Origin of the sequence: Bordetella genomosp. 5, from assembly GCF_002261315.1 — a bacterium.
Lineage (GTDB): Bacteria > Pseudomonadota > Gammaproteobacteria > Burkholderiales > Burkholderiaceae_B > Bordetella.
On record NZ_NEVP01000017.1, the window covers coordinates 87,620 to 106,444 of the forward strand.

General features: G+C 69.0%; 17 protein-coding genes. 6 read left to right on the plus strand and 11 right to left on the minus strand.

Translation table 11 applies throughout. The features are described from left to right. Positions 1-39: 39 nt before the first annotated feature. From grxC to CAL25_RS23500, 4 genes are all read left to right on the plus strand, one after another. Complete coding sequence (grxC, locus tag CAL25_RS23485; RefSeq protein ID WP_094804587.1) at positions 40-297, plus strand: glutaredoxin 3; 258 nt, start codon at positions 40-42, stop codon at positions 295-297. 52 nt (positions 298-349) lie between these two features. Further along, positions 350-874 (plus strand): protein-export chaperone SecB, encoded by a 525-nt coding sequence (gene secB, locus CAL25_RS23490; RefSeq protein WP_094804589.1) that lies wholly within the window; start codon positions 350-352, stop codon positions 872-874. 4 nt (positions 875-878) lie between these two features. Then, the gene (locus CAL25_RS23495) at positions 879-1,934 is read left to right on the plus strand and encodes an NAD(P)H-dependent glycerol-3-phosphate dehydrogenase (protein ID WP_094804591.1); all 1,056 of its coding nucleotides are present in this window, start codon (positions 879-881) and stop codon (positions 1,932-1,934) included. Between the two features lie 80 nt (positions 1,935-2,014). Continuing rightward, positions 2,015-2,992: a Bug family tripartite tricarboxylate transporter substrate binding protein gene (locus CAL25_RS23500; protein ID WP_094804593.1), complete on the plus strand. Its 978-nt coding sequence runs from the start codon at positions 2,015-2,017 to the stop codon at positions 2,990-2,992. Between the two features lie 72 nt (positions 2,993-3,064). Here CAL25_RS23500 and CAL25_RS23505 read toward each other — a convergent pair whose 3' ends face one another. Both CAL25_RS23505 and CAL25_RS23510 read right to left on the minus strand, forming a co-directional pair. Next, complete coding sequence (locus tag CAL25_RS23505; RefSeq protein ID WP_094804595.1) at positions 3,065-3,535, minus strand: tRNA (cytidine(34)-2'-O)-methyltransferase; 471 nt, start codon at positions 3,533-3,535, stop codon at positions 3,065-3,067. 158 nt (positions 3,536-3,693) lie between these two features. Then, on the minus strand, positions 3,694-4,224 hold the full coding sequence (locus CAL25_RS23510; protein WP_249279215.1) for a ComF family protein: 531 nt from the start codon (positions 4,222-4,224) through the stop codon (positions 3,694-3,696). 495 nt (positions 4,225-4,719) lie between these two features. Here CAL25_RS23510 and CAL25_RS23515 point away from each other — a divergent pair, with 495 nt between their 5' ends. Further along, on the plus strand, positions 4,720-5,664 hold the full coding sequence (locus CAL25_RS23515; protein WP_094804761.1) for a methyltransferase domain-containing protein: 945 nt from the start codon (positions 4,720-4,722) through the stop codon (positions 5,662-5,664). A gap of 87 nt (positions 5,665-5,751) precedes the next feature. Here the strand turns inward: CAL25_RS23515 and CAL25_RS23520 are convergent, their stop codons facing one another. From CAL25_RS23520 to rsmB, 7 genes are all read right to left on the minus strand, one after another. Next, positions 5,752-7,005: a YbdK family carboxylate-amine ligase gene (locus CAL25_RS23520; RefSeq protein WP_094804597.1), complete on the minus strand. Its 1,254-nt coding sequence runs from the start codon at positions 7,003-7,005 to the stop codon at positions 5,752-5,754. 451 nt (positions 7,006-7,456) lie between these two features. Then, positions 7,457-8,926, minus strand: coding sequence for a TrkH family potassium uptake protein (locus tag CAL25_RS23525; protein ID WP_094804599.1), 1,470 nt, complete (start codon positions 8,924-8,926; stop codon positions 7,457-7,459). A 19-nt stretch (positions 8,927-8,945) separates the two neighbouring features. Continuing rightward, positions 8,946-10,325 carry a Trk system potassium transporter TrkA gene (gene trkA / locus CAL25_RS23530; RefSeq protein ID WP_094804600.1) on the minus strand — a complete coding sequence of 460 codons (1,380 nt, stop codon included), beginning with the start codon at positions 10,323-10,325 and terminating at the stop codon, positions 8,946-8,948. Further along, positions 10,322-11,014 carry a response regulator gene (locus tag CAL25_RS23535; protein ID WP_094804602.1) on the minus strand — a complete coding sequence of 231 codons (693 nt, stop codon included), beginning with the start codon at positions 11,012-11,014 and terminating at the stop codon, positions 10,322-10,324. Before CAL25_RS23535 ends, trkA begins: the two co-directional genes overlap by 4 nt. A gap of 11 nt (positions 11,015-11,025) precedes the next feature. Next, positions 11,026-13,320: a sensor histidine kinase gene (locus CAL25_RS23540; protein ID WP_094804604.1), complete on the minus strand. Its 2,295-nt coding sequence runs from the start codon at positions 13,318-13,320 to the stop codon at positions 11,026-11,028. Then, positions 13,317-13,892, minus strand: coding sequence for a DUF4390 domain-containing protein (locus CAL25_RS23545; protein WP_094804606.1), 576 nt, complete (start codon positions 13,890-13,892; stop codon positions 13,317-13,319). Before CAL25_RS23545 ends, CAL25_RS23540 begins: the two co-directional genes overlap by 4 nt. 28 nt (positions 13,893-13,920) lie before the next feature. Continuing rightward, a complete protein-coding gene (gene rsmB, locus CAL25_RS23550) occupies positions 13,921-15,261 on the minus strand; it encodes a 16S rRNA (cytosine(967)-C(5))-methyltransferase RsmB (RefSeq protein ID WP_094804608.1) in 1,341 nt (446 codons plus the stop codon). A 299-nt stretch (positions 15,262-15,560) separates the two neighbouring features. Between rsmB and CAL25_RS23555 the strand changes: the two genes are divergently transcribed. Continuing rightward, positions 15,561-16,190 (plus strand): LysE family translocator, encoded by a 630-nt coding sequence (locus CAL25_RS23555; RefSeq protein ID WP_094804610.1) that lies wholly within the window; start codon positions 15,561-15,563, stop codon positions 16,188-16,190. Between the two features lie 15 nt (positions 16,191-16,205). On the opposite strand, the gene CAL25_RS23560 is transcribed toward CAL25_RS23555, so the two are convergent. Continuing rightward, complete coding sequence (locus CAL25_RS23560) at positions 16,206-17,168, minus strand: Bug family tripartite tricarboxylate transporter substrate binding protein (protein ID WP_094804612.1); 963 nt, start codon at positions 17,166-17,168, stop codon at positions 16,206-16,208. Positions 17,169-17,238: 70 nt separating this feature from the next. Beyond that, positions 17,239-18,762, minus strand: coding sequence for an argininosuccinate lyase (argH, locus tag CAL25_RS23565; RefSeq protein WP_094804614.1), 1,524 nt, complete (start codon positions 18,760-18,762; stop codon positions 17,239-17,241). Between the last annotated feature and the right edge of the window lie 63 nt (positions 18,763-18,825).

Genomic DNA, 18,825 nt, shown 5'->3' on the forward strand with positions numbered 1-18,825 from the left:
GGCCCTACCTGTCCGAAAACCCTAGCCGGAGCGATCCTCATGAATAAAGTCGTCATGTACAGCAAGGACTATTGCCCTTATTGCTCGCGTGCCGAAAAGCTGTTGCGCGACCGTGGTGTCACCGACCTGGAAAAAATCCAGATCGACCAGGACCCGGCCCAACGCGACGTCATGATCGAGCGCACGGGCCGCCGCACCGTGCCGCAGATTTTCATCGGTGACACGCACGTCGGCGGTTGCGATGACCTGCAGGCGCTGGACCGCTCCGGCGGCCTGGCTCCCCTGCTCAACGGCTGACGGCGCCCGCGCCCACGCCTCCCCCCAGCAATTACTACACCCGGAAACTCTCATGGCTGATCAGGACCAAACCAACCAGCAAGCGGGCTCGGACGCGCCCTCGTTCAATCTGCAGCGCGTCTACCTCAAGGACCTGTCGCTGGAAATGCCCAACGCGCCTCACGTGTTCCTCGAGCAGGAAGCACCTCAGGTCGAGGTCTCGATCAACGTCGGCGGCCAGCGCCTGGCCGAAACCGTGTTCGAATCCACCGTGACCGTCACCGTCACGACGCGCATCAACGACAAGACGCTGTACCTCGTCGAAGGCACGCAAGCCGGCATCTTCGAACTGGCCAACATCCCCGAAGAGCAGATGGATCCGCTGCTGGGCATCGTGTGCCCGACCATGCTGTATCCGTACCTGCGCGCCAACATCGCCGACGCGATCACCCGCACGTCGATGCCCGCCCTGCACCTGGCCGAAGTCAACTTCCAGGCCCTGTACGAGCAGCGCATCGCCGAAATGACCCAGCAGCAGCAACAGCAGCAGGGCGGCGACTCGGGCATCATCCTGCCCGCCGGCGCCACGCGTCAGTAAGACCGTGAGCTCGATCGCGGCACGGCGTTTACGCGTCGCCGTGCTGGGCGCGGGAAGCTGGGGCACGGCCCTGGCTGCCGCGGCCAGCCGGCGTCACCCGACTCAGCTCTGGGCGCGTGATGCCGCGCAGGCGCAGGCCATGGCCCGCACCCGCGAAAACGAGCGCTACCTGCCTGGCGTGGCCCTGCCCGCCGGGCTCGAGATCGGTGCCGACCTGGAACGCACATTGGCGTTCCTCGCGGCCGGCACCGATCCCGCACTGATCATTCTCGGAGCGCCCGTCGCCGGGCTCGCTCCGATCTGCACCGAACTGGCCCACCGCCTGCCGGCGCTGGGCCTGCACGACACGCCCATCGTCTGGACCTGCAAGGGCTTCGAGGCCGACACCGCGCGCCTGCCGCACGAGATCGTCGCCGAAGCCATGGCGGGCCTGCCGTCGTTCGCGGGCGGCGTGCTGTCCGGCCCGTCGTTCGCGCGCGAAGTGGCGCGCGGCTTGCCCGTGGCCCTCACGATCGCGAGCGACCGCCCCGGCGTGCGCCAGGCCACCACCGATGCCCTGCACGGCGGCGCGGTGCGCGTCTACGCCAGCGCCGACGTCGTCGGCGTGGAGGTGGGCGGCGCCCTGAAAAACGTGATCGCGGTGGCCTGCGGCATTGCCGATGGCCTCGCGCTGGGCACCAACGCCCGCGCCGCGCTGATCACACGCGGTCTGGCCGAAATGAGCCGCTTCGGCGTCGCGCTGGGCGCCCAGGCCGCCACGTTCTCGGGCCTCACCGGCCTGGGCGACCTCGTCCTCACGGCCACCGGCGAGCTCTCGCGCAACCGCCGCGTGGGCCTCGAGATCGGCGCGGGCCGCAAGCTCGACGACATTCTCGCCAGCGGCATCACCGCCGAGGGCGTGCGCTGCGCGCGGGCCGCGCTGGCGCGCGGACAACGACTGGGCGTCGAGCTTCCCATCACCGAGGCCGTCTGCGCCGTGCTGTTCGACGGTGTCGCGCCCATGACCGCGGTGTCGGCCCTGCTGGCCCGGGATGCACGCGCCGAGGCCGCGGAAGACTAAAATCGCGCCGGCCGCGCCGTTTGCGCGCGGCAACGTCTACCCATAAAACAACATACCCCGCACGCCCGAGGAGACCCTCCATGTTCCGCAACCGTCTGCGCCATCTGGGCGCCGTCGTGCTGACCGCGCTGATGCCCATGGCCGCCGCCCACGCCGACTGGCCCGACCGTCCGATCCATCTCGTGGTGCCGTTTCCGCCGGGCTCGTCGCCCGACATTCTGGCGCGCACCATCGCCGAGCCGCTGTCGCAGGCGTTGAAGCAGCCCATCGTGGTCGACAACAAGCCCGGCGCGGGCGGCAACATCGGCACGCGCGTGGTGGCCCAGGCCAAGCCCGACGGCTACACCCTGCTCTACACGATCAACGGCCCGCTGGTCACCGCCCCCACGCTCTACAAGCGCACGCTCGGCTACGACCCCCTCAAGGATCTCGCGCCGATCACGCTGGTGGCCACCAGCCCCAACGTGCTGACCGTGCCGGGCAATCTGGCGGTCGATGATGTGCAGGGTCTGGTCAAGCTGGCGCGCGAACGCGCCGGCGCACTGAACTACGGCTCGGTCGGCCCGGGCAGCTCGGCCCACCTCGCCATGGAAATGTTCAAGGGCGAGGCCAAGGTCGATCTGGCCCACATCCCGTACCAGGGCTTTCCGCAAGTGATCTCGGCCATCATCGGCGGCGACGTGCAGGCCGGCTTCATGGTGCCCGCCATCGCCCTGCCGCAGGCGCGCGACGGCAAGGTCAAGACGCTGGCCGTGACCAGTCTCGAGCCCAGCCCGCTGCTGCCCGGCATCCCCACGATGGCCTCCCAGGGCTACCCGGGATTCGAGGCGATTTCGTGGAACGCGGTGCTCGCGCCCGCGGGCACGCCCGCGCCGATCGTCGAGCGCCTGAACAGCGAGCTCGCGCGCATCATCAACAGCGACGCCGTGAAAAAGCAGCTCGCGCTGCAGTACTTCACCCCCGCCCCCTCGACGCCGGCGGCGCTCACCCAGCGCATCGTGGCCGAGAAGGCGCGCTGGGACGCCGTGATCGAACGCCTGAATCTCACGCTCGACTGATTCCGTCGCTGCGTGAAAACGACACGGCCGCCCCTCGGGCGGCCGTTTTGCATGGCGCGTGCGGAACGCCGCTCACACGCTGCCTGCGTAACCCTGCTGGCGCCAGGCCTCGAACACGGTCACGGCCACCGCATTGGACAGGTTGAGGCTGCGCTGCCCGGGCAACATGGGCAAACGCAGGCGTTGCCCGGGCCCGAAGAGCGCCAGATGCTCGTCGGACAGCCCCGCGGTCTCGCGGCCGAACACGAAGACATCGCCCGGCTGGAACGCCAGGCCCTGGATGCCGCGCGCGCCTTGCGTGGTGAGCGCATAGATCCGGTCGGGCGCCGCGCCCGTGGCCGCCAGCGCCTGCGGCAGGCTGTCGTGCACCTGCATGGGCTGCCACTCGTGGTAATCGAGGCCCGCGCGCTTCAGACGGGTGTCGTCTAGCTCGAAGCCCAGGGGCCGCACGAGATGCAGCTGGGCACCGGTATTGGCGCACAGCCGGATCGCATTGCCGGTGTTGGGCGGGATTTCGGGGCAGACGAGAACGACGTGAAACATGGGAACGGAGGCTCAGCGGGACAGCCGCTATTGTGCCAGCGACGCGGCAGGACGCAGCGTGCCGCCCGTCGTCGAAGCCTTGCCCGCCGTCGCCATCCCGGCGGTCCGGTCGGCCGCCCCGCGACCGGCCACAGCGGCGGCCTGCCCAGCTGTTCTCGTCAGGGAGGGGGCCGGCGTGCGGGCGTCCGCGCGGCCACGAGCACCGTGACGCCCACCGCCCCGGCACGGCGCAGCGCGAGGGCGCAGGCATGGGCCGTGGCGCCGGTGGTGAGCACATCGTCGATCAGCACGACGTGCCGTCCCGCCACGGCACGCGGATCGGCGCCGAACACGCCCGCGAGCGCGCGCCGCCGGCCCCGTGCGCCGCGCCCGCGCTGCCGCGGCACTTCGCGCAGACGGCGCAGCGCCCAGGGCGCGCGCGCCATGTGGCAGCGCGGCGCCAGCAGGCGCGCGAGCTCCGCGGGCGGACAGAAGCCGCGCTCGCGCACGCCCTGCCGCGAGGCCGGCACCGACACCATCACGCAGGCGGCGCCGTCGCGCCCGAACCCCGCGCCGGCCCTCCAGCGGCGCGCCATCAGATCGGCCAGCGCCCTGCCATCGGCCAGCCGCCCATCCTTGAAGCGCCGTATCAGGAAGTCGGCGGGCGGCGCGTAATCGAAAGCCGCAAGCACGCGTTCGAATGCGGGCAAGCGCCTGACGCAGCCGCCACAGAGCCCGGGCGCTGCCGGGCCGGGGCCCGCGGTGCCGACCGCAGCCAGGCGTGGCGCCGGAAGAGGCAGTGCGCAACGGGGACAGCGGGCGGCATCGGCGCCCTGGCACAGCAGCTCTTCCGCGCAGCCGGGGCACAGCCGACCGGCGTGCGCGGGCATGTCGCACAAGGGGCAGCCTGTGGATAAGTTTTTGGATAAGCGCTTGGAAAACCCGGTGAACAACCCGGTGGAGAACCGGGTGGAAAAGTGCCCGACAGCGGCGCGGGCCCTGGCTGTCAGCCCTGCCGCGCCTCGTGAGACACGCCTGAAAGCCCCTGCGCCCCGCCGGGCCACGGCGGTCGCCCGGCGCAGATGCGCCATAATGTCCGGTCTCATCGATCCTCCGTGCCCATGCGCCGGCGGCCGCTACGGAGGCCACCGTTCGCACCGATTGCACCATGCCGCCCTGCCGTGCGCAGCCGGCCCGCCGCCGATATGTCCCAGCCGCAATCCACCCTTCCCACCCTGCCGCTCGTTCCGGCCGACGTCGTGCGGCAGTTCGCCCGCCGCGGCGATCTCGCCGATGCCCAGTTCCTGTATGGCGAGGTGGCGCGCCGCATGATGGACCGGCTGCGCTACATCCGGCTGGCGCCCACCGCGCTGCTCGATGCCGGCTGTGGCGCCGGCGCGAATCTGCCGCTGCTGCGCGAGCGCTATCCCGAGGTGGGTTACACCGGGCTGGACGCCTGTGCGCCCTTGCTCGCGATCGCCCGTGACCGCCATATGCCCGCGGGCCTGGGCAACCTGCTGGGACGCCTCACGGGGCGCGGCAAGCCCGCGACGCGCTTTGTGCAGGCCGACCTTGCCCAGACCGGCCTGGACCCCGAATCGCTCGATCTGGTGTGGTCCAACCTCGCCCTGCACTGGCACCCCGAGCCCCACGCGGTGCTGGCCGAGTGGCGCCGCATCCTCAAGGTGGGCGCGCCGGCGATGTTTTCCTGTCTGGGGCCGGGCACGCTGCGCGAGCTGCGCGATGCGCTGGCCGACGCCGGGCTGCACACCGCCACCCCGGCCTTCGTCGACATGCACGACTTCGGCGATCTGCTGGTCGAAAACGGATTTTCGGATCCGGTGATGGACCAGGAGACGCTCACGCTCACCTACGCCACCCCCGAACGCCTGCTCGATGACGTGCGCGCGCTCGGCGGCAACCCGGCGCGCGGACGCCGTGCCGGCCTGGTCGGCCGCGAATGGCGCGACCGCCTGTGCGCCGCGCTCGAGGCGCGGCGCGGTCCGGAAGGCCGCATCTCGCTCACCATCGAAGTCGCCTATGGCCACGCCTGGCGCGCGGCCACCCGCCGCGCGGCCTCCAACGAGACCCTGCTGTCGGTGAGCGCCATCGGCGGGCGTCGCGGCGACGGCGGCGGCCGCACGCCCTAGCCGCCCCGCTCGCTCCACAAACGACAAGCCCGGCACGAAGCCGGGCTTGTTGCGAGACGCACCCGGAACGGGCGCGCCCTCGGGCACTCAGTGCAGACGCGGCGGCCAGGGCGAGGTGGCCTCCGCCTGGGCCGGCGTCATGGGCGACGCCAGGGCGGCCTGCAGCGGTTCGGACGTGGCGCGGATACGGCGGCGCACGGCGCCCTGCTCCGCGCCCTGCACGCCGGCACGCTCGCCGCGCCAGGCGCGCGTCATCGACTCGACCATCAACGGCAGCTCCCGCACACGATGGAACTGGTTGCGCAGCCAGCGCGCGTCGTTGCCGGTGCGCAGGATCTCGTCGCGCAGGCCCGTCAGCATGTCGGTCGTGCCCATTTCTTCGGCAATCGGCATCAGGCGGGTGAACAGCGCCCGCAGATGGTCGGCCAGGCGCACCCGCTCGCCATCCGGCGTGACGTAGTTGCCGTGCAGGCCGAAACGGCAGGCCTGGAAGTGATTGCTGCGGTAGGCCAGCCAGGCCTTGGGATCCGGCTGCGGATCACGGGCGACGAGCACGGCCAGCGCCTGGGCGAAGGCCGCCATCTGGCAGGCGCGCTCGACGGTCAGCGGGGTGTCGCACACCCGGATCTCGACGGTGCCGAACTCGGGCTTGGGCCGGATATCCCAGTACAAATCCTTGATGCTGTCGGCCAGACCGCTGTCGCGCAGCTGGGCCAGATGGGCTTCGAAGCGGTACCAGTCGGTCACCTCGGCCGGCATGTGGCCCGCCAGCGGGAAGCTGTTGACCGCATTCAGGCGGCAGCACGAGAACAGCGTGTCCACGCCCTCGCAGTAGGGCGAGGACGCCGACATGGCGATGAAGTGCGGCACGTAGGGCGAGATGCCCTGCACCAGGCGGATCGCATCGTCGCCGGACTTCACGCCCAGGTGGATGTGTTGACCGAACACGGTGAACTGGCGCGCCAGGTAGCCGTACATCTCGGCCAGATACTGGAAGCGCGGCGTGTCGGAGATAGAACGCTCCTGCCAGCGCATGAACGGGTGGGCGCCGCCGCCCGCCACGCCCACACCGACCGCGTCGGCGGCTTCGCAAAGGGCGTCGCGCATTTCACGCATCTCGGCCAGCAGGCCGACGGGGTGCTCGTGCACCGAGGAATTCAGCTCGATCATGGACCGGGTGATCTCGGGTTTGACCCGGTCGGCAATGGGATGGTTGGCCAGTTGGGCGAGCAGTTCGTCCGACGCGGCGGTCAGGTCGAAGCTCCGCGGATCGATCAATTGCAATTCGAGTTCAATGCCCAGGGTATTGGGGGCCGACGAAACGAACGGGATCTGGTCCATGTCCGACTCCTTGCATCTTTCATGTTGTGTGGGGTGCGCCGTTGAGCCTTGAAGCCCGGAAACCTCCCGGGGTGCATGAACGGGCGACTGTTGAATGCATGATAGCCGCTACTTTGTGGCAAAAAGCCGTGAAATCGTGACATTTATGCGCAACGGCCTTACACGCGAGTTTCTCTTAGAGCGCAAAAAGTAAGTAAGCACTCACAATCAAGCAATGGCGCGGGTCGTGGCGGGGCCAGAGCCGCAGAGCCTTGATTGGCGCGGGTTTCGAAACCGACTGAAATGGAATGCGGCGCCGCATTCGACACGGCCCCAATTGCACTGCAACCCGTCCCCGAAGCGATTGATAGCCTGAGGTGCTGTAACAGGACGCCGTACGGGTAACGAATGCTTAGCAGTCACATTCGAGGAGGAGGGGGGACGGCGAGCGTGTCCCCGAAGGGCCCCGGGCTTACTTGCGCCAGAACCAGGGAGTGAACAGCACCAGCACGGTCAACAGCTCGAGCCGCCCGATCAGCATGCCGAACGTGCAGACCCAGGTCTGGAAATCGGTGAGGCCGCCGAAGTTGCCGACCGGCCCGAACGCGCCGAGCGCGGGCCCCGTGTTGTTGATCATGGCCATGACCACGGAGAAGGCCAGGGTGAGATCCATGCCGGACAGCAGCAGCAGGCTGCACATCACCGCGACCGAGAGCCCGTACACCAGCATGAACGCCAGGACGGAGAACATCACCCGCGAGTCGACGATGCGCTGTCCGATGCGCACCGGGCTGACGGCATGGGGGTGCAGCATCGTCACCAGCTCGTTGCGCGCCTGTTTGACCAGCAGAATGACCCGGATCATCTTGATGCCGCCGCCGGTGGAGCCCGCCGACGTCGCGAAGGCGGCGAGCAGCAGCATCGTCAGGGGGGCGAAAAGGGGCCAGGCGGTGTAATCCACGTTGGCATAGCCGGTGGTCGTCGCGACCGAGATCGTGTTGAACATGCCGTAGCGCAGGGCGGTCAGGGGATCGTCATAGACCCGCTCGAACAGCAGGAACAGCGAAATCACCAGCCCCGCGCCCAGGATCACGACCAGATACGGCACCGTCTGCGGACAATCGAGGTAAGGCCGCAGGCTGCGGCTGCGCAGCGCGTTGAAGTGGGTGGCGAAGTTGATGCCCGAAATCACCATGAACACGATGGCGACGATCTCGACCGGCACCGAATCGAAGTGCAGGAAGCCGTCGTCGTAGGTGGAGAATCCGCCCAGGCCCATGGTGGTGGCCATGTGGCACCACGCGTCGAACCACGACAGGCCGACGGCACGGTAGGCCAGCAGGCACAGAATCGAAAAGCCGAAATACACGGCGTACAGCGCCTTGGCCGTCCCGGCGATGCGCGGCGTGAGGCGCTCGTCTTTCATCGGGCCGGGCTGCTCGGCCCGCACCACCTGATGGCCGCCCACGCCCAGCAGCGGCAGGATCGCCACCGCCAGCACGAGAATGCCCATGCCGCCGATCCATACCAGCGTGGCTCGCCAGAGATTGATGGAGCGCGGCAGGTGGTCCAGGCCGGACAAGACGGTGGCGCCGGTGGTGGTGAGGCCCGACATGGCCTCGAAATACGCATCGGTGAAGGACAGTGGCGTGCCGACGTCGTGGAAATACAGCAGCAGCGGAATCGACGCCAGCAGCGGCAGGCCGGCCCATACGGTGGCCACCAGCAGGAAGCCGTCGCGCGCGTGCAGCTCGCGGCGCCAGCGGTGCGTGAACAGCCACACCGCGCCCCCGATACCCAGCGCCAGCAGAAAGCCCTCCAGGAAGGCCATGAAACCGGCGTCGTCGCCGAACCAGGCCAGACCCAATGGAATCAGCATGGTCAGGGCGAACACCACCATGGTGAGGCCCAGCACGTACAGGGTGGCCAGCAGGCGCTTCATGAGTGGCGGATTCCGGGATTCAGAAGAACGACGCGGAGACCTGGAACAGTTTTTCGACGCGCGGCATCTGCTGACGGCTCGGCACGAACACGATGACGTGGTCGTCGGACTCGATCATGGTCTCGCCATCGGGCAGGATGATTTCGTCGCCGCGCACCATCGCGCCGATGCTGGCGCCCTTGGGCAGACGGATGTCGCCGACCTTGCGGCCCACCACGCGCGAGGTGTTTTTGTCGCCATGGGCGATCGCCTCGAGCGCCTCGGCCACGCCCTGGCGCAGCCGGTGCACCGCGACGACGTCGCCGCGGCGCACGTGGCGCAGCAATTCGCTCATGGTGGCCTGCGACGGCGACACGGCAATGTCGATATGGCTGCCCTGCATCAGCTCGCCATAGGCGGCGCGATTGATCAGCGCGATCACCTTGCGGGCGCCCATGCGCTTGGCCAGCAGCGACGACATGATGTTGTCTTCGTCGTCGCTCGTCAGCGCGAGCCAGGTGTCCATGTCTTCGATGTTTTCGCTTTCGAGCAAGGCTTCGTCGGTGCCGCTGCCATGCAGCACCAGCACGCTGCTCGGCAGCTCGGCCGCAAGAAACTCGCAGCGCTGGGCGCTGCGCTCGATGATGCGGACGCTGTAATTCTCTTCGGCGAGCTGGCGCGCCAGCCGCAGGCCGATATTGCCGCCGCCCGCGATCATCACGCGGCGCACGCTGCGCTCGGCCTCGCGCAGCTGGCGCACGGCGCGGCGCGCATGGCGGGTGTCGACCACCAGCACCACCTCGTCGCCCGGGGCGATCACGGTGCCTTCGCCGGCATGGAGCGGCCGGCCATCGCGCAGCACGTCGACCACGCGCGCCTTCACGTCGGGCCAGACCTCGCGCAGCCGCTCGATCGAGTGGTGCGCCATGGGACTGCCGCTACCGACACGGACCGTCACCACGCTGACACGGCCATCGGCGAACTCGACCACCTGCAGGGCTTCGGGGAATTCGATCAGGCTGTGGAGGTAGGTGGTGACGCTGCGCTCGGGGCTGATGAGCGCGTCGATACAGAAGCCGTCTTCGCCCATCAGCTCGGGATGGTCGGGAAACTCGGCCATGCGGATGCGCGCGATGCGGCGCGGCACATTGAAGAGCTGGCGCGCGATCTTGCAGGTGACCATGTTGGCCGAATCGGAGGCGGCACAGGCGATCAGCAGATCGGTGTCTTCGGCGCCCGCGGCGGCCAGCACCGAGACCTGGGTGGCGTCGCCCGCCACGACCCGCAGGTCGTAGCGCTCCTGCAGATAACGCAGCTGGGCCGGATCGGAATCGATCACCGTGATGTCGTTTTGCTCGGACACCAGGTTTTCGGCCACGCTGGTACCCACGCGGCCGGCGCCCACGATGAGGATCTTCATGTTCCTCGTTTGCGCGCGGATTCGATGCCGAGTTGCTTGAGCTTGCGATAGAGGTGGGTGCGTTCGAGGCCGGTGCGTTCGGAGACGCGGGTCATGCTGTGGTTTTCGCGGACCAGGTGGTATTCGAAGTAGATGCGTTCGAATTCGTCGCGGGCCTCGCGCAGCGGCTGGTCGAGCGAGATGCTGCCGAGCTGGCCGGTGTTGGCCACCGGCGCTTCGCCATTGACCACCGGCGCGACCGGTGCGGGATCGAGCTCGTCTTCGAGCGCCACGATCGGCATGGGCGCCGCGGCGCTCAATGCCGGGGCGGCCGGATGCGGCACGCGGCCGCGCGCCAGACCGGCTGCGATGGTCTTGAGCAGACGCTGCAGCGTGATGGGCTTTTCGAGGAAATCCATCGCGCCGATACGCGTGGCCTCGACCGCGGTATCGATGGTGGCATGGCCACTCATCATGATGACCGGCATGTCGAGCATGCCTTGCGAAGCCCACTCTTTGAGCAGGCTCACGCCATCGGTATCGGGCATCCAGATGTCGAGCAGGACCAGGTCCGGGCGCGAACGCAAGCGCGCGGCGCGTGCCTGCGCGGCGTTTTCCGCGAGTTCGACCGTATGTCCCTCGTCGTAAAGGATCTCTGACAACAGCTCGCGAATGCCAACTTCGTCGTCGACCACCAGAATTCTGGCCATAAACCTCTCACCTATTGCGTAGCCGCATTATGCTTTTCTTGCAAGGTCGCGTCCATAGTATCGGCCGCGGGCGACAAACGGGTCAACAGAATGGAAACCCGCGCCCCGCCTTCCTTGCGGTTAGCGAGATCGATGCGTCCGCCGTGCTCCTCCACGATCTTGCGCACGATGGCTAATCCTAACCCAGTCCCGTGGGCCTTGGTCGTGACATAGGGCTCGAAGGCCCGCTGCATGACCTGCGGCGCGAAGCCCGGACCCGTATCGGCGACCGTAAAACGCACGGTGCACTGCTCGCTGCCATCGACCTGGGCGACGCGCATCGCCTGCGTTCCGACGCGCACCCGGCCCTCGCGGCCCTGCTCTGCCACGGCGTCGCGCGCGTTGGCGAGCAGGTTATGGATCACCTGACGCAGCTGCGTGGGATCGCCCTCGATTAGGGGCACGTCCGCCCCGAGCTCGACGTCGAGCTGGAACGCCGCGGCGCTCTTGCCCTCGGGATCCCAGCCATAGAGTGCCAGCACGTCGGCCACCAGGCCGTTGAAGTCGATCGGCTGCATCACCGCGGGCGGCGTGCGCGCGTATTCGCGGAAGTCGTCGACCATCTGCTTGAGCGAGCCGACCTGATTGACGATGGTGTTGGTCGCGCGGGTCAGCATCTGCGCGTCGGCCGGCTCGAGCCGGTCGGCGAGCTTCATGGCGAGGCGCTCGGCCGACAGCTGGATCGGCGTGAGGGGATTCTTGATTTCGTGCGCGAGGCGGCGCGCCACCTCGCCCCAGGCCATGGTGCGGTTGGCCGAGATCACCTCGGTGATGTCGTCGAACACCACGAGATAGCCATTGCCGCGGCCATCGACCTTGAGATGCGTGCCGCGCGCCAGCAGCGTGACCGTCGATCCGTTGGGCTCCTGCGTGGGCGCGATCTCGAACTGCTGCTGCCAGTGCAGGCGCTCGGATCCCACGGCGGCGTGGTTGGCGAAGGCCTGCCGGATGATGTGGGCGAGCTCCAGCATGCCGTCGGCGGTTTCGAGGGGCCGGCCGATCACCGAGCGCAGGTCGGCCTGCAGGATGGCCTGCGCCCCCTGATTGACGGTGGTGACGCGAAAGCCCTCGTCGAAGGCGATCACGCCGGAAGACAGATTGGCCAGCACGCTTTCGAGGTAGACGTTGGAACGCTCGAGCTGGCGCCGGTTGCTCTCGACCATCTGGCGCGCTTCGTCGAGCTGGCGCGTCATGGCGTTGAACGACCGCGTCAGCTGGCCGACCTCGTCCCGGCCCGGCGGCTCGGGCAGCGGACGGAAATCGCCCACGCTCACGGCCTGCGTGCCGGCGGCCAGCGACAGCAGCGGCCGCACGAGACGCTTGGAGAGCGACAGCGCGACCGCGATGGCCGCGAAGGTGGCGAGCAGCAGCGCGAGGGTCAGCGTGATGCCATAGAGCTTGCGCAGGCCCAGCCGGGACAGGGCCAGCTCCTGGTAGTCGCGAAAGCCCTGCTGCACGCGGTTGGCGTTGTGCGCGATCTGCTCGGGCACGTTCTGCACCAGCTGCAGCCAGCGCGGCTCGACCGACATGCCCAGCGGCGCATCGAAACGCACCGGCGCCGACAGCGGAATCACCACCCGCAGGTGCAGCCCGCCTTCGGAACCCGGAATCGCCGGGTCGTCGGCCTCGGCGGCCGAATAGCCGCGCGCCAGCCGCAGCTGGTTGAGCACCTCGGGCGGCACCACCGGCGGCAGCAACTGCCCATATTTATTGGTGGAAAACCCGACCGGGCGGCCCGTGCCGGTAAACACCAGCGCCTCCTGCACGCCGTTGTTCTCGCGCAGCCGCGTGAGCGACGCAGGAATTTCGAGGTCGGACATGTTGTTGAGCTCGACGGCCATCGCGCGGGCCCGGGCGTCGAGGTCGGCCAGCTGCGAATCGAGGGCGGCCCGGCCCAGGTTGAGGCCGGACTCCAGCGCGCTGTCGACCCGCACGTTGAACCACGACTCGATCGAGCGCGACATGAACTGCACCGAGAGGGTGTAGATCATGGTGCCCGGCAGCACGCCGATCACGGCGAAGGCCAGCGCGAAGCGCGCGGTCAGCCGCGCGCCGAACTGACGCCGGCGGATCTGGCGCACCAGGCGCACGCTGAGCGCGACCACCCACACGAACAGGGCCAGCGCGAAGATGCCGTTGAGGACCAGCAGCGCGTCGTAATACTGCGCGAAGCGGGAGGCGTTGCCGGTGGACCAGACGAGCAGCCCGAGCAGGCCCAGGCCGCTGATGGCGCCGATGATCAGCGCCAGGCGGAGCAGGTGTCTCATGAGGGGTCGGTCAGGGTGAAGGAGAACGGCGTCCACGACGTGGTGGGCGACCAGGAGCTGCTGTTGAGCGCGTTGACCTGGAACGGCCGCGGCAGCAGCGAGGTGTCGAGCCGGACCCGTAACTGGCCCTGGTAACGCTCGCCGGCCTCGAAGGCGCTGGCGTCGGCCACTTCCCAGCCGCGGATGCGCCGCACCAGATCCATCGCGTCGTCCAGCGACGACACCGGCAGCGATAGCTCGTCGCGGCCGGCGCGCCATTGGCGCGTGAGCGCGTTATAGGTGATGCGCCAGGTCATGTGCTCGTCGGCGACCGTCGCGTCGAACCAGTACCAGCGAGCCCGGGTAATGGTGAGATCGGCCGTGAAATAGAGCGACACGCCGCGGCTGGCGGCGTCACGCAACTGCTCGTTGAGCGGGAAATCGATATCCGCGTCGATCACCAGCTTGCCGTCGCGGATCACGGGTTCGACCCGCGTGACGACGGGCTCGGCGGCTTGCGCGATCGAGGCGCCAACCATGCCGAACAGCAGGGAAATGCACAACAACAGGGCGGAAAACGAACGGAATTTCATCGACTTGCTTCAACGCGACACTGTTTTTCTATTCTTGGCGATTCGGGGCCGCTTTGGCAAACAAGGCGTAGAAAAAACCGTCGTGTTGCGCTTCGGGTGTTGCGCCGATGGCAACCGGCAGCAGTTGGCCGGGCGCCGGCAGCGCCCGGGCATCGGCATGGCGGGCCGCGAAGGCCGCGGCCTGATCCCGCCCTTCGGCCGGAAAGACCGAGCAGGTGACATAAAGCAGATGACCGCCCGGCTTCACCGTGCGCCAGAGAGCGTCCGTGATGCGCGTCTGCAGCGCGGCCGTGCGCGCGATGTCTTTTTCGCGGCGCAGCCAGCGGATGTCCGGATGCCGCCGCACGATGCCGGAGGCCGTGCAGGGCACGTCGGCCAGCACCGCGTCGAACGGCACGCCGTCCCACCAGGCATCGAGATCGGCGGCATCGGCCGCCCGCAACTGCACGCGTGGGCTGGACAGGCCAAGCCGGTCGAGATTTTCGCCGACGCGGCGCAGGCGCTCGCCGTCGGCGTCCAGCGCGAGCAGATCGACGTCGGCACGCTCCAGCAAGTGAGCTGTCTTGCCCCCGGGCGCGGCGCAGGCGTCGAGCACCCGCATGCCGTCCGCGACGGGCAAGAGCTCGCCCGCGAGCTGTGCGCCGGCGTCCTGCACCGACCACCAGCCCTCCTGGAAGCCGGGCAGCTGCGTAACCGGGCGCGCCTGGTGCAGCACCAGGCCGGCCTCGCCGACGGCGCCGGCCACGATGCCCGCTGCCTCGAAGGCCGCCAGCACCTGTTCGCGCGTGGCGCGCCGGCGATTCACGCGCAGCGTGAGCGGCGCGGGCACGTTGGCCGCGGCCAGCAGGTCCTGCCAGTGATCGGGATAGTCGCGCTTGAGCAGCGAGATCCACCAATTGGGGTGATTCCAGCGGGCCTGCGGAAACGGCGCCACCTCGGCCTCGAGCTGGGCCCGCTCGCGCAGGAACCGGCGCAGGCTGCCATTGATGAGACCTTTATAGGACATCAGCCTGCGGTGCGCGCCCGCGGCGGTCACGGCCTGGTCGACCACGGTGTGGGCCGAATAGACGGGCATGCCGGCGAGCGGCGCGTCTTCGGTGCGCAGCAAACCCAGCGCCACGCACAGCAGCGCGTCGGGCAAGGGCCCGGGCGAGCGCGGCACGAGCTTGGCGGCGACGGCCTCGGTCCAGCCCAGATAGCGCATCGTGTGAAACGCCACCGCCTGCGTGGCCGGGCGCAGGCGCGGCTCGACCTCGGTGAGCGCCTCGGTGAGCGAACGCCCGGCCTGGACGGCGGCGACCGCCTGGGCAGCGGCCGTCAGCACGGAGGACAGGGGCGGCGCCAGGCTGGCGGAAGGATTCTGGGACATAAAACGGCCGAAAAGAGATCAGACCGCTATGGTAGCGGACAGCCCGCCGCCGGACGCCCCCATGTGGTGGGGGCGGGTCGGGCCGCGCAGGCCTGGCCGGCCGCACCTCGCCGGCCGCGCCTCGCCGGCCGCGCCTGGCCGGCCGCACCTCGCCGGCCGCACCTCGCCGGCGGCGCCTCGCCGACTGCGCTACGTCACGATGGACGGCGGGGCCCGCGCCGCTCACACTGTGACCACGGGCGCGGGCCGAATGTCCCGCCGCGAACGCCCCCTCCCCAGGCAACCTCCCTTCGACCCCTATGACCGACGCCACGCTCATCCTGTTTGTCGCCACCAGCGGCGTCCTGATCGCCACCCCCGGCCCGACCGTGCTGCTGGCGCTGTCGAACGGCTCGCGCCACGGCGTGCGCGCCGCGGGTTGGGGCATGGCGGGCGCGCTGCTCGCCGACCTGCTGCTCATCACCATCGTGGCCTGCGGGCTGGGCGTGGTGCTGGCCGCCTCGGAGGTGGCCTTCCAGGCCCTGAAATGGGCCGGCGCGCTGTATCTGGCCTATCTGGGCTGGCGCCTTCTGCGTGCCGACGCCGCGCTGGTGGTGCCGGGCGCTGGCGCGTCACAGCCCCTGGACCGCCGCGCGCTGTTTCTGCGCAGCTTTCTGGTGGCCCTCACCAATCCCAAGGCCCTGTTGTTCATGTCGGCGTTTCTGCCGCAATTCATCGACCCGCGCATGGCGCTGCTGCCGCAGTACGCCACGCTGGCCCTGATCCTGGCGGTGCTCAACCTCGCCGCGATGCTGGCCTACGCCGTGCTCGGCGCCCGGTTGGTGCAGCTGTTCCGGGCGGGGGCCCTGCGCTGGCTCAATCGGGTCTGCGGCGGGCTTCTGATCGGGCTGGCGGCATTGCTGGCGCTGTATCGGCGGCAGGCGCCCTAGCCCGCCGCCGCCGGCTCAATCGAGCTGGATTCTGGCGTGCTCGATCACGTCGGCCCAGCGCCGGGTATCGGACTCGATCAACGCCTTGAGTTCGGCGCTATCGCCGGGCAACGGACGCGCGCCCTGCTCGGCCAGCAGATTTCCCATCGCCGGCTCGCGCGCAATGGCGAGCACCGTGTCCTGGAGCTTCTGCACCACGGCGGGTGGGGTGGCGGCGGGCGCCATCAGCGCCGACCACGACTCGGTCTCGGCGCCGCTCACCCCCGCCTGCGCGAAGGTGGGCACGTCCGGAATCGCCGGGCTGCGCTCGGCGCTGGCCACGCCCAGGATGCGGATCTTGCCGGACTTCATATACGCCTGCACGGTCGGCAGGTTCACGAACAGGACCTGGATCTGCCCCGAGAGCAGATCGGCCGCCGCGGGCCCCGCCCCCTTGTACGGCACATGGGCGAACTCGACGCCGGCGCGGTACATGAACAACTCGCCCAGCATGTGATTGACCGAGCCGATGCCGGCCGACCCCATGTTGAGCTTGCCCGGATTGGCGCGCGCATAGGCCACCAGCTCCTCGATGCTGCGCGCGGGCGTATCGGCCGACACCGCCAGCACGTTGGGCACGGTGGCGAACAGCGCGATGGGCACGAAATCGCGGGAAGGTGAGTACGGCAGGTTCTTGCTCAGCAGCGGCTGGATGACCTGATTGCCCATGGTGGCATACAGCAGCGTATGGCCGTCGGGCGCCGCCTTGGCAGCATACGCCGCGCCGATGTTGCCGCCGGCGCCGGGCTTGTTGTCCACGATGACCGGTTGCCCCAACTTCTCGGCCATGCGCGTGGCGAACAGTCGCGCGGTCAGGTTGACTGTCCCGCCCGGCGCGAACGGCACCACCACGTCGATCGGCCGGGTCGGATAGGACTGGGCCTGGGCGGTGGCGGCGAGCGCGCCGCAAAAGGCCATGGCGACGATGACTTTCTTCATGTTGATTTCCCCTTGTCTGCTGTTGTACCGGTTTTGGCGATGGCCGCCCGCCGGCATGCGTCGTGCTCGCTCAATGCGCCGCGGCGGCCGGCATCGCGCTCAGCGCGCGCGCCCGTTCCGCGAGTTCCAGCGCGGCGGCATCGATCCGCTCCTGGATGGCCTCGAACTCGCGCTCGGCGCCGCGCACGGCCTCGCGCTGGGCCACCAGGCGGGCGCGCACGGCCTGCGGCGCCGGCCCGCCGGCGGATAACCGTCCGGCCACATTGCGCGCGGGGTCCAGACACGCGGCGACATCCGCCGCAGCCAGGCCCGCGTCGCGCCCGAGCTGCTCGCGGGTGGCGGCGTCGATCATGGCCACCGTGATGCCGCTGGCGCCCAGGCCGGCGTCGAGCGCCTGACGCACGACCGCGCCGATGATGTGATGCGCCTCGCGGAACGAAAGATCGGCCTGCCGCACCAGCAGGTCGGCCAGATCGGTGACGGTGGAGAAGTCCTGCGCCGCGCGCGCCGCCATGCGCGCGCCATCCGGCTCCACCTGTTCCACCAGCAGGCGCACCAGGGCCAGGCATTTGAGGGCCTCGTCGGCGCTCTCCCAGCAACTGCGCGTGCTCTCGCGCGAGCTGTCGCCCGAATGCGTGAAATGGGTGGACTTCACGACGGTGAACGCGCCCGAGGTCAGTCCGATCAGGTGCGCCGTCTTGCCCCGCAGATACTCCAGCACGGCGGGGTTTTTCTTCTGCGGCATGATGCTGGAGGTGCTCGCGATGCTGTCCGGGAACGTGAGATAGCCGAATTCCGGGGTGGACCAGATATAGAAGTCCTGCACCATGCGGCTGCAGGTAATCATCATGATCGAGAGCGATGCGCTGAGCTCGAGCGCGAAGTCGCGCGACGCCACGCCATCTAGCGCATTGGCCAGCGGCCGCGAAAAGCCCAGCAAGGCACTCGTGTCGGCCCGATCGATCGCGAACGAGGTCCCGGCCAGCGCGCAGGCGCCGAGCGGGCAGCCATCGAGCGTCACCAGACCATGCAGGATGCGGTCTAGGTCGCGCAGCCAGGCATCGGCCAGCGCCGCGAGGTAATAGCCGTAGGTGATCGGCTGCGCGGCCTGCATATGCGTGTAGCCCGGCATCACATGCTCGGCATAGCGCTCGGCCTGATCCAGCGCGGTGCGCGTGAGCGCCAGCAGCGCCTGCCCCACGCTCAGCGCGTAGTCACGGGCACGGATGCGGTCGTTGGTGGCGCCGATGTCGTTGCGGCTGCGCGCCGTGTGCAGACGCCCTCCCGCGTCGGCCCCGACCAGCTTGATCAGGTGAGCCTCGTAGTTGAAGTAGGCTTCCTCGCGCGCCGGGTCGAGCTCGACGACGTCCGGCCCGTCTTCGCGCATGCGCAGCAGTGCGCCGGCCAAGGTGCGAGCGATGGACTTCTCGAGCAGACCCTGGCGGTCGAGCATGAGCAGATGCGCCAGGTTGATCTGCGTGAGCACCTCGAAATTGTTGGCGAAAAACGCACGCGTGGTGCGCGGCTGGAACAGGTACTGAATGACTTCGGGCGCGGGGGCTTGCCGCAAGCGTCGGCTGACTTTCGATTCCATGATTCGTCGCGGTGAGTGATCGTGAAGTCAGTGTGCGGCGCGCGCGATATATGCGTCAAATCA

What these genes read in the sequence shown, in the direction of transcription:
- grxC (WP_094804587.1), top strand. Translation starts at nt 40, where the DNA reads ATGAATAAAGTCGTCATGTACAGCAAGGACTATTGCCCTTATTGCTCG.
- secB (WP_094804589.1), top strand. Translation starts at nt 350, where the DNA reads ATGGCTGATCAGGACCAAACCAACCAGCAAGCGGGCTCGGACGCGCCC.
- CAL25_RS23500 (WP_094804593.1), top strand. Translation starts at nt 2,015, where the DNA reads ATGTTCCGCAACCGTCTGCGCCATCTGGGCGCCGTCGTGCTGACCGCG.
- CAL25_RS23505 (WP_094804595.1), bottom strand. Translation starts at nt 3,535, where the DNA reads ATGTTTCACGTCGTTCTCGTCTGCCCCGAAATCCCGCCCAACACCGGC.
- CAL25_RS23515 (WP_094804761.1), top strand. Translation starts at nt 4,720, where the DNA reads ATGTCCCAGCCGCAATCCACCCTTCCCACCCTGCCGCTCGTTCCGGCC.
- CAL25_RS23520 (WP_094804597.1), bottom strand. Translation starts at nt 7,005, where the DNA reads ATGGACCAGATCCCGTTCGTTTCGTCGGCCCCCAATACCCTGGGCATT.
- CAL25_RS23525 (WP_094804599.1), bottom strand. Translation starts at nt 8,926, where the DNA reads ATGAAGCGCCTGCTGGCCACCCTGTACGTGCTGGGCCTCACCATGGTG.
- trkA (WP_094804600.1), bottom strand. Translation starts at nt 10,325, where the DNA reads ATGAAGATCCTCATCGTGGGCGCCGGCCGCGTGGGTACCAGCGTGGCC.
- CAL25_RS23535 (WP_094804602.1), bottom strand. Translation starts at nt 11,014, where the DNA reads ATGGCCAGAATTCTGGTGGTCGACGACGAAGTTGGCATTCGCGAGCTG.
- CAL25_RS23540 (WP_094804604.1), bottom strand. Translation starts at nt 13,320, where the DNA reads ATGAGACACCTGCTCCGCCTGGCGCTGATCATCGGCGCCATCAGCGGC.
- CAL25_RS23545 (WP_094804606.1), bottom strand. Translation starts at nt 13,892, where the DNA reads ATGAAATTCCGTTCGTTTTCCGCCCTGTTGTTGTGCATTTCCCTGCTG.
- rsmB (WP_094804608.1), bottom strand. Translation starts at nt 15,261, where the DNA reads ATGTCCCAGAATCCTTCCGCCAGCCTGGCGCCGCCCCTGTCCTCCGTG.
- CAL25_RS23555 (WP_094804610.1), top strand. Translation starts at nt 15,561, where the DNA reads ATGACCGACGCCACGCTCATCCTGTTTGTCGCCACCAGCGGCGTCCTG.
- CAL25_RS23560 (WP_094804612.1), bottom strand. Translation starts at nt 17,168, where the DNA reads ATGAAGAAAGTCATCGTCGCCATGGCCTTTTGCGGCGCGCTCGCCGCC.
- argH (WP_094804614.1), bottom strand. Translation starts at nt 18,762, where the DNA reads ATGGAATCGAAAGTCAGCCGACGCTTGCGGCAAGCCCCCGCGCCCGAA.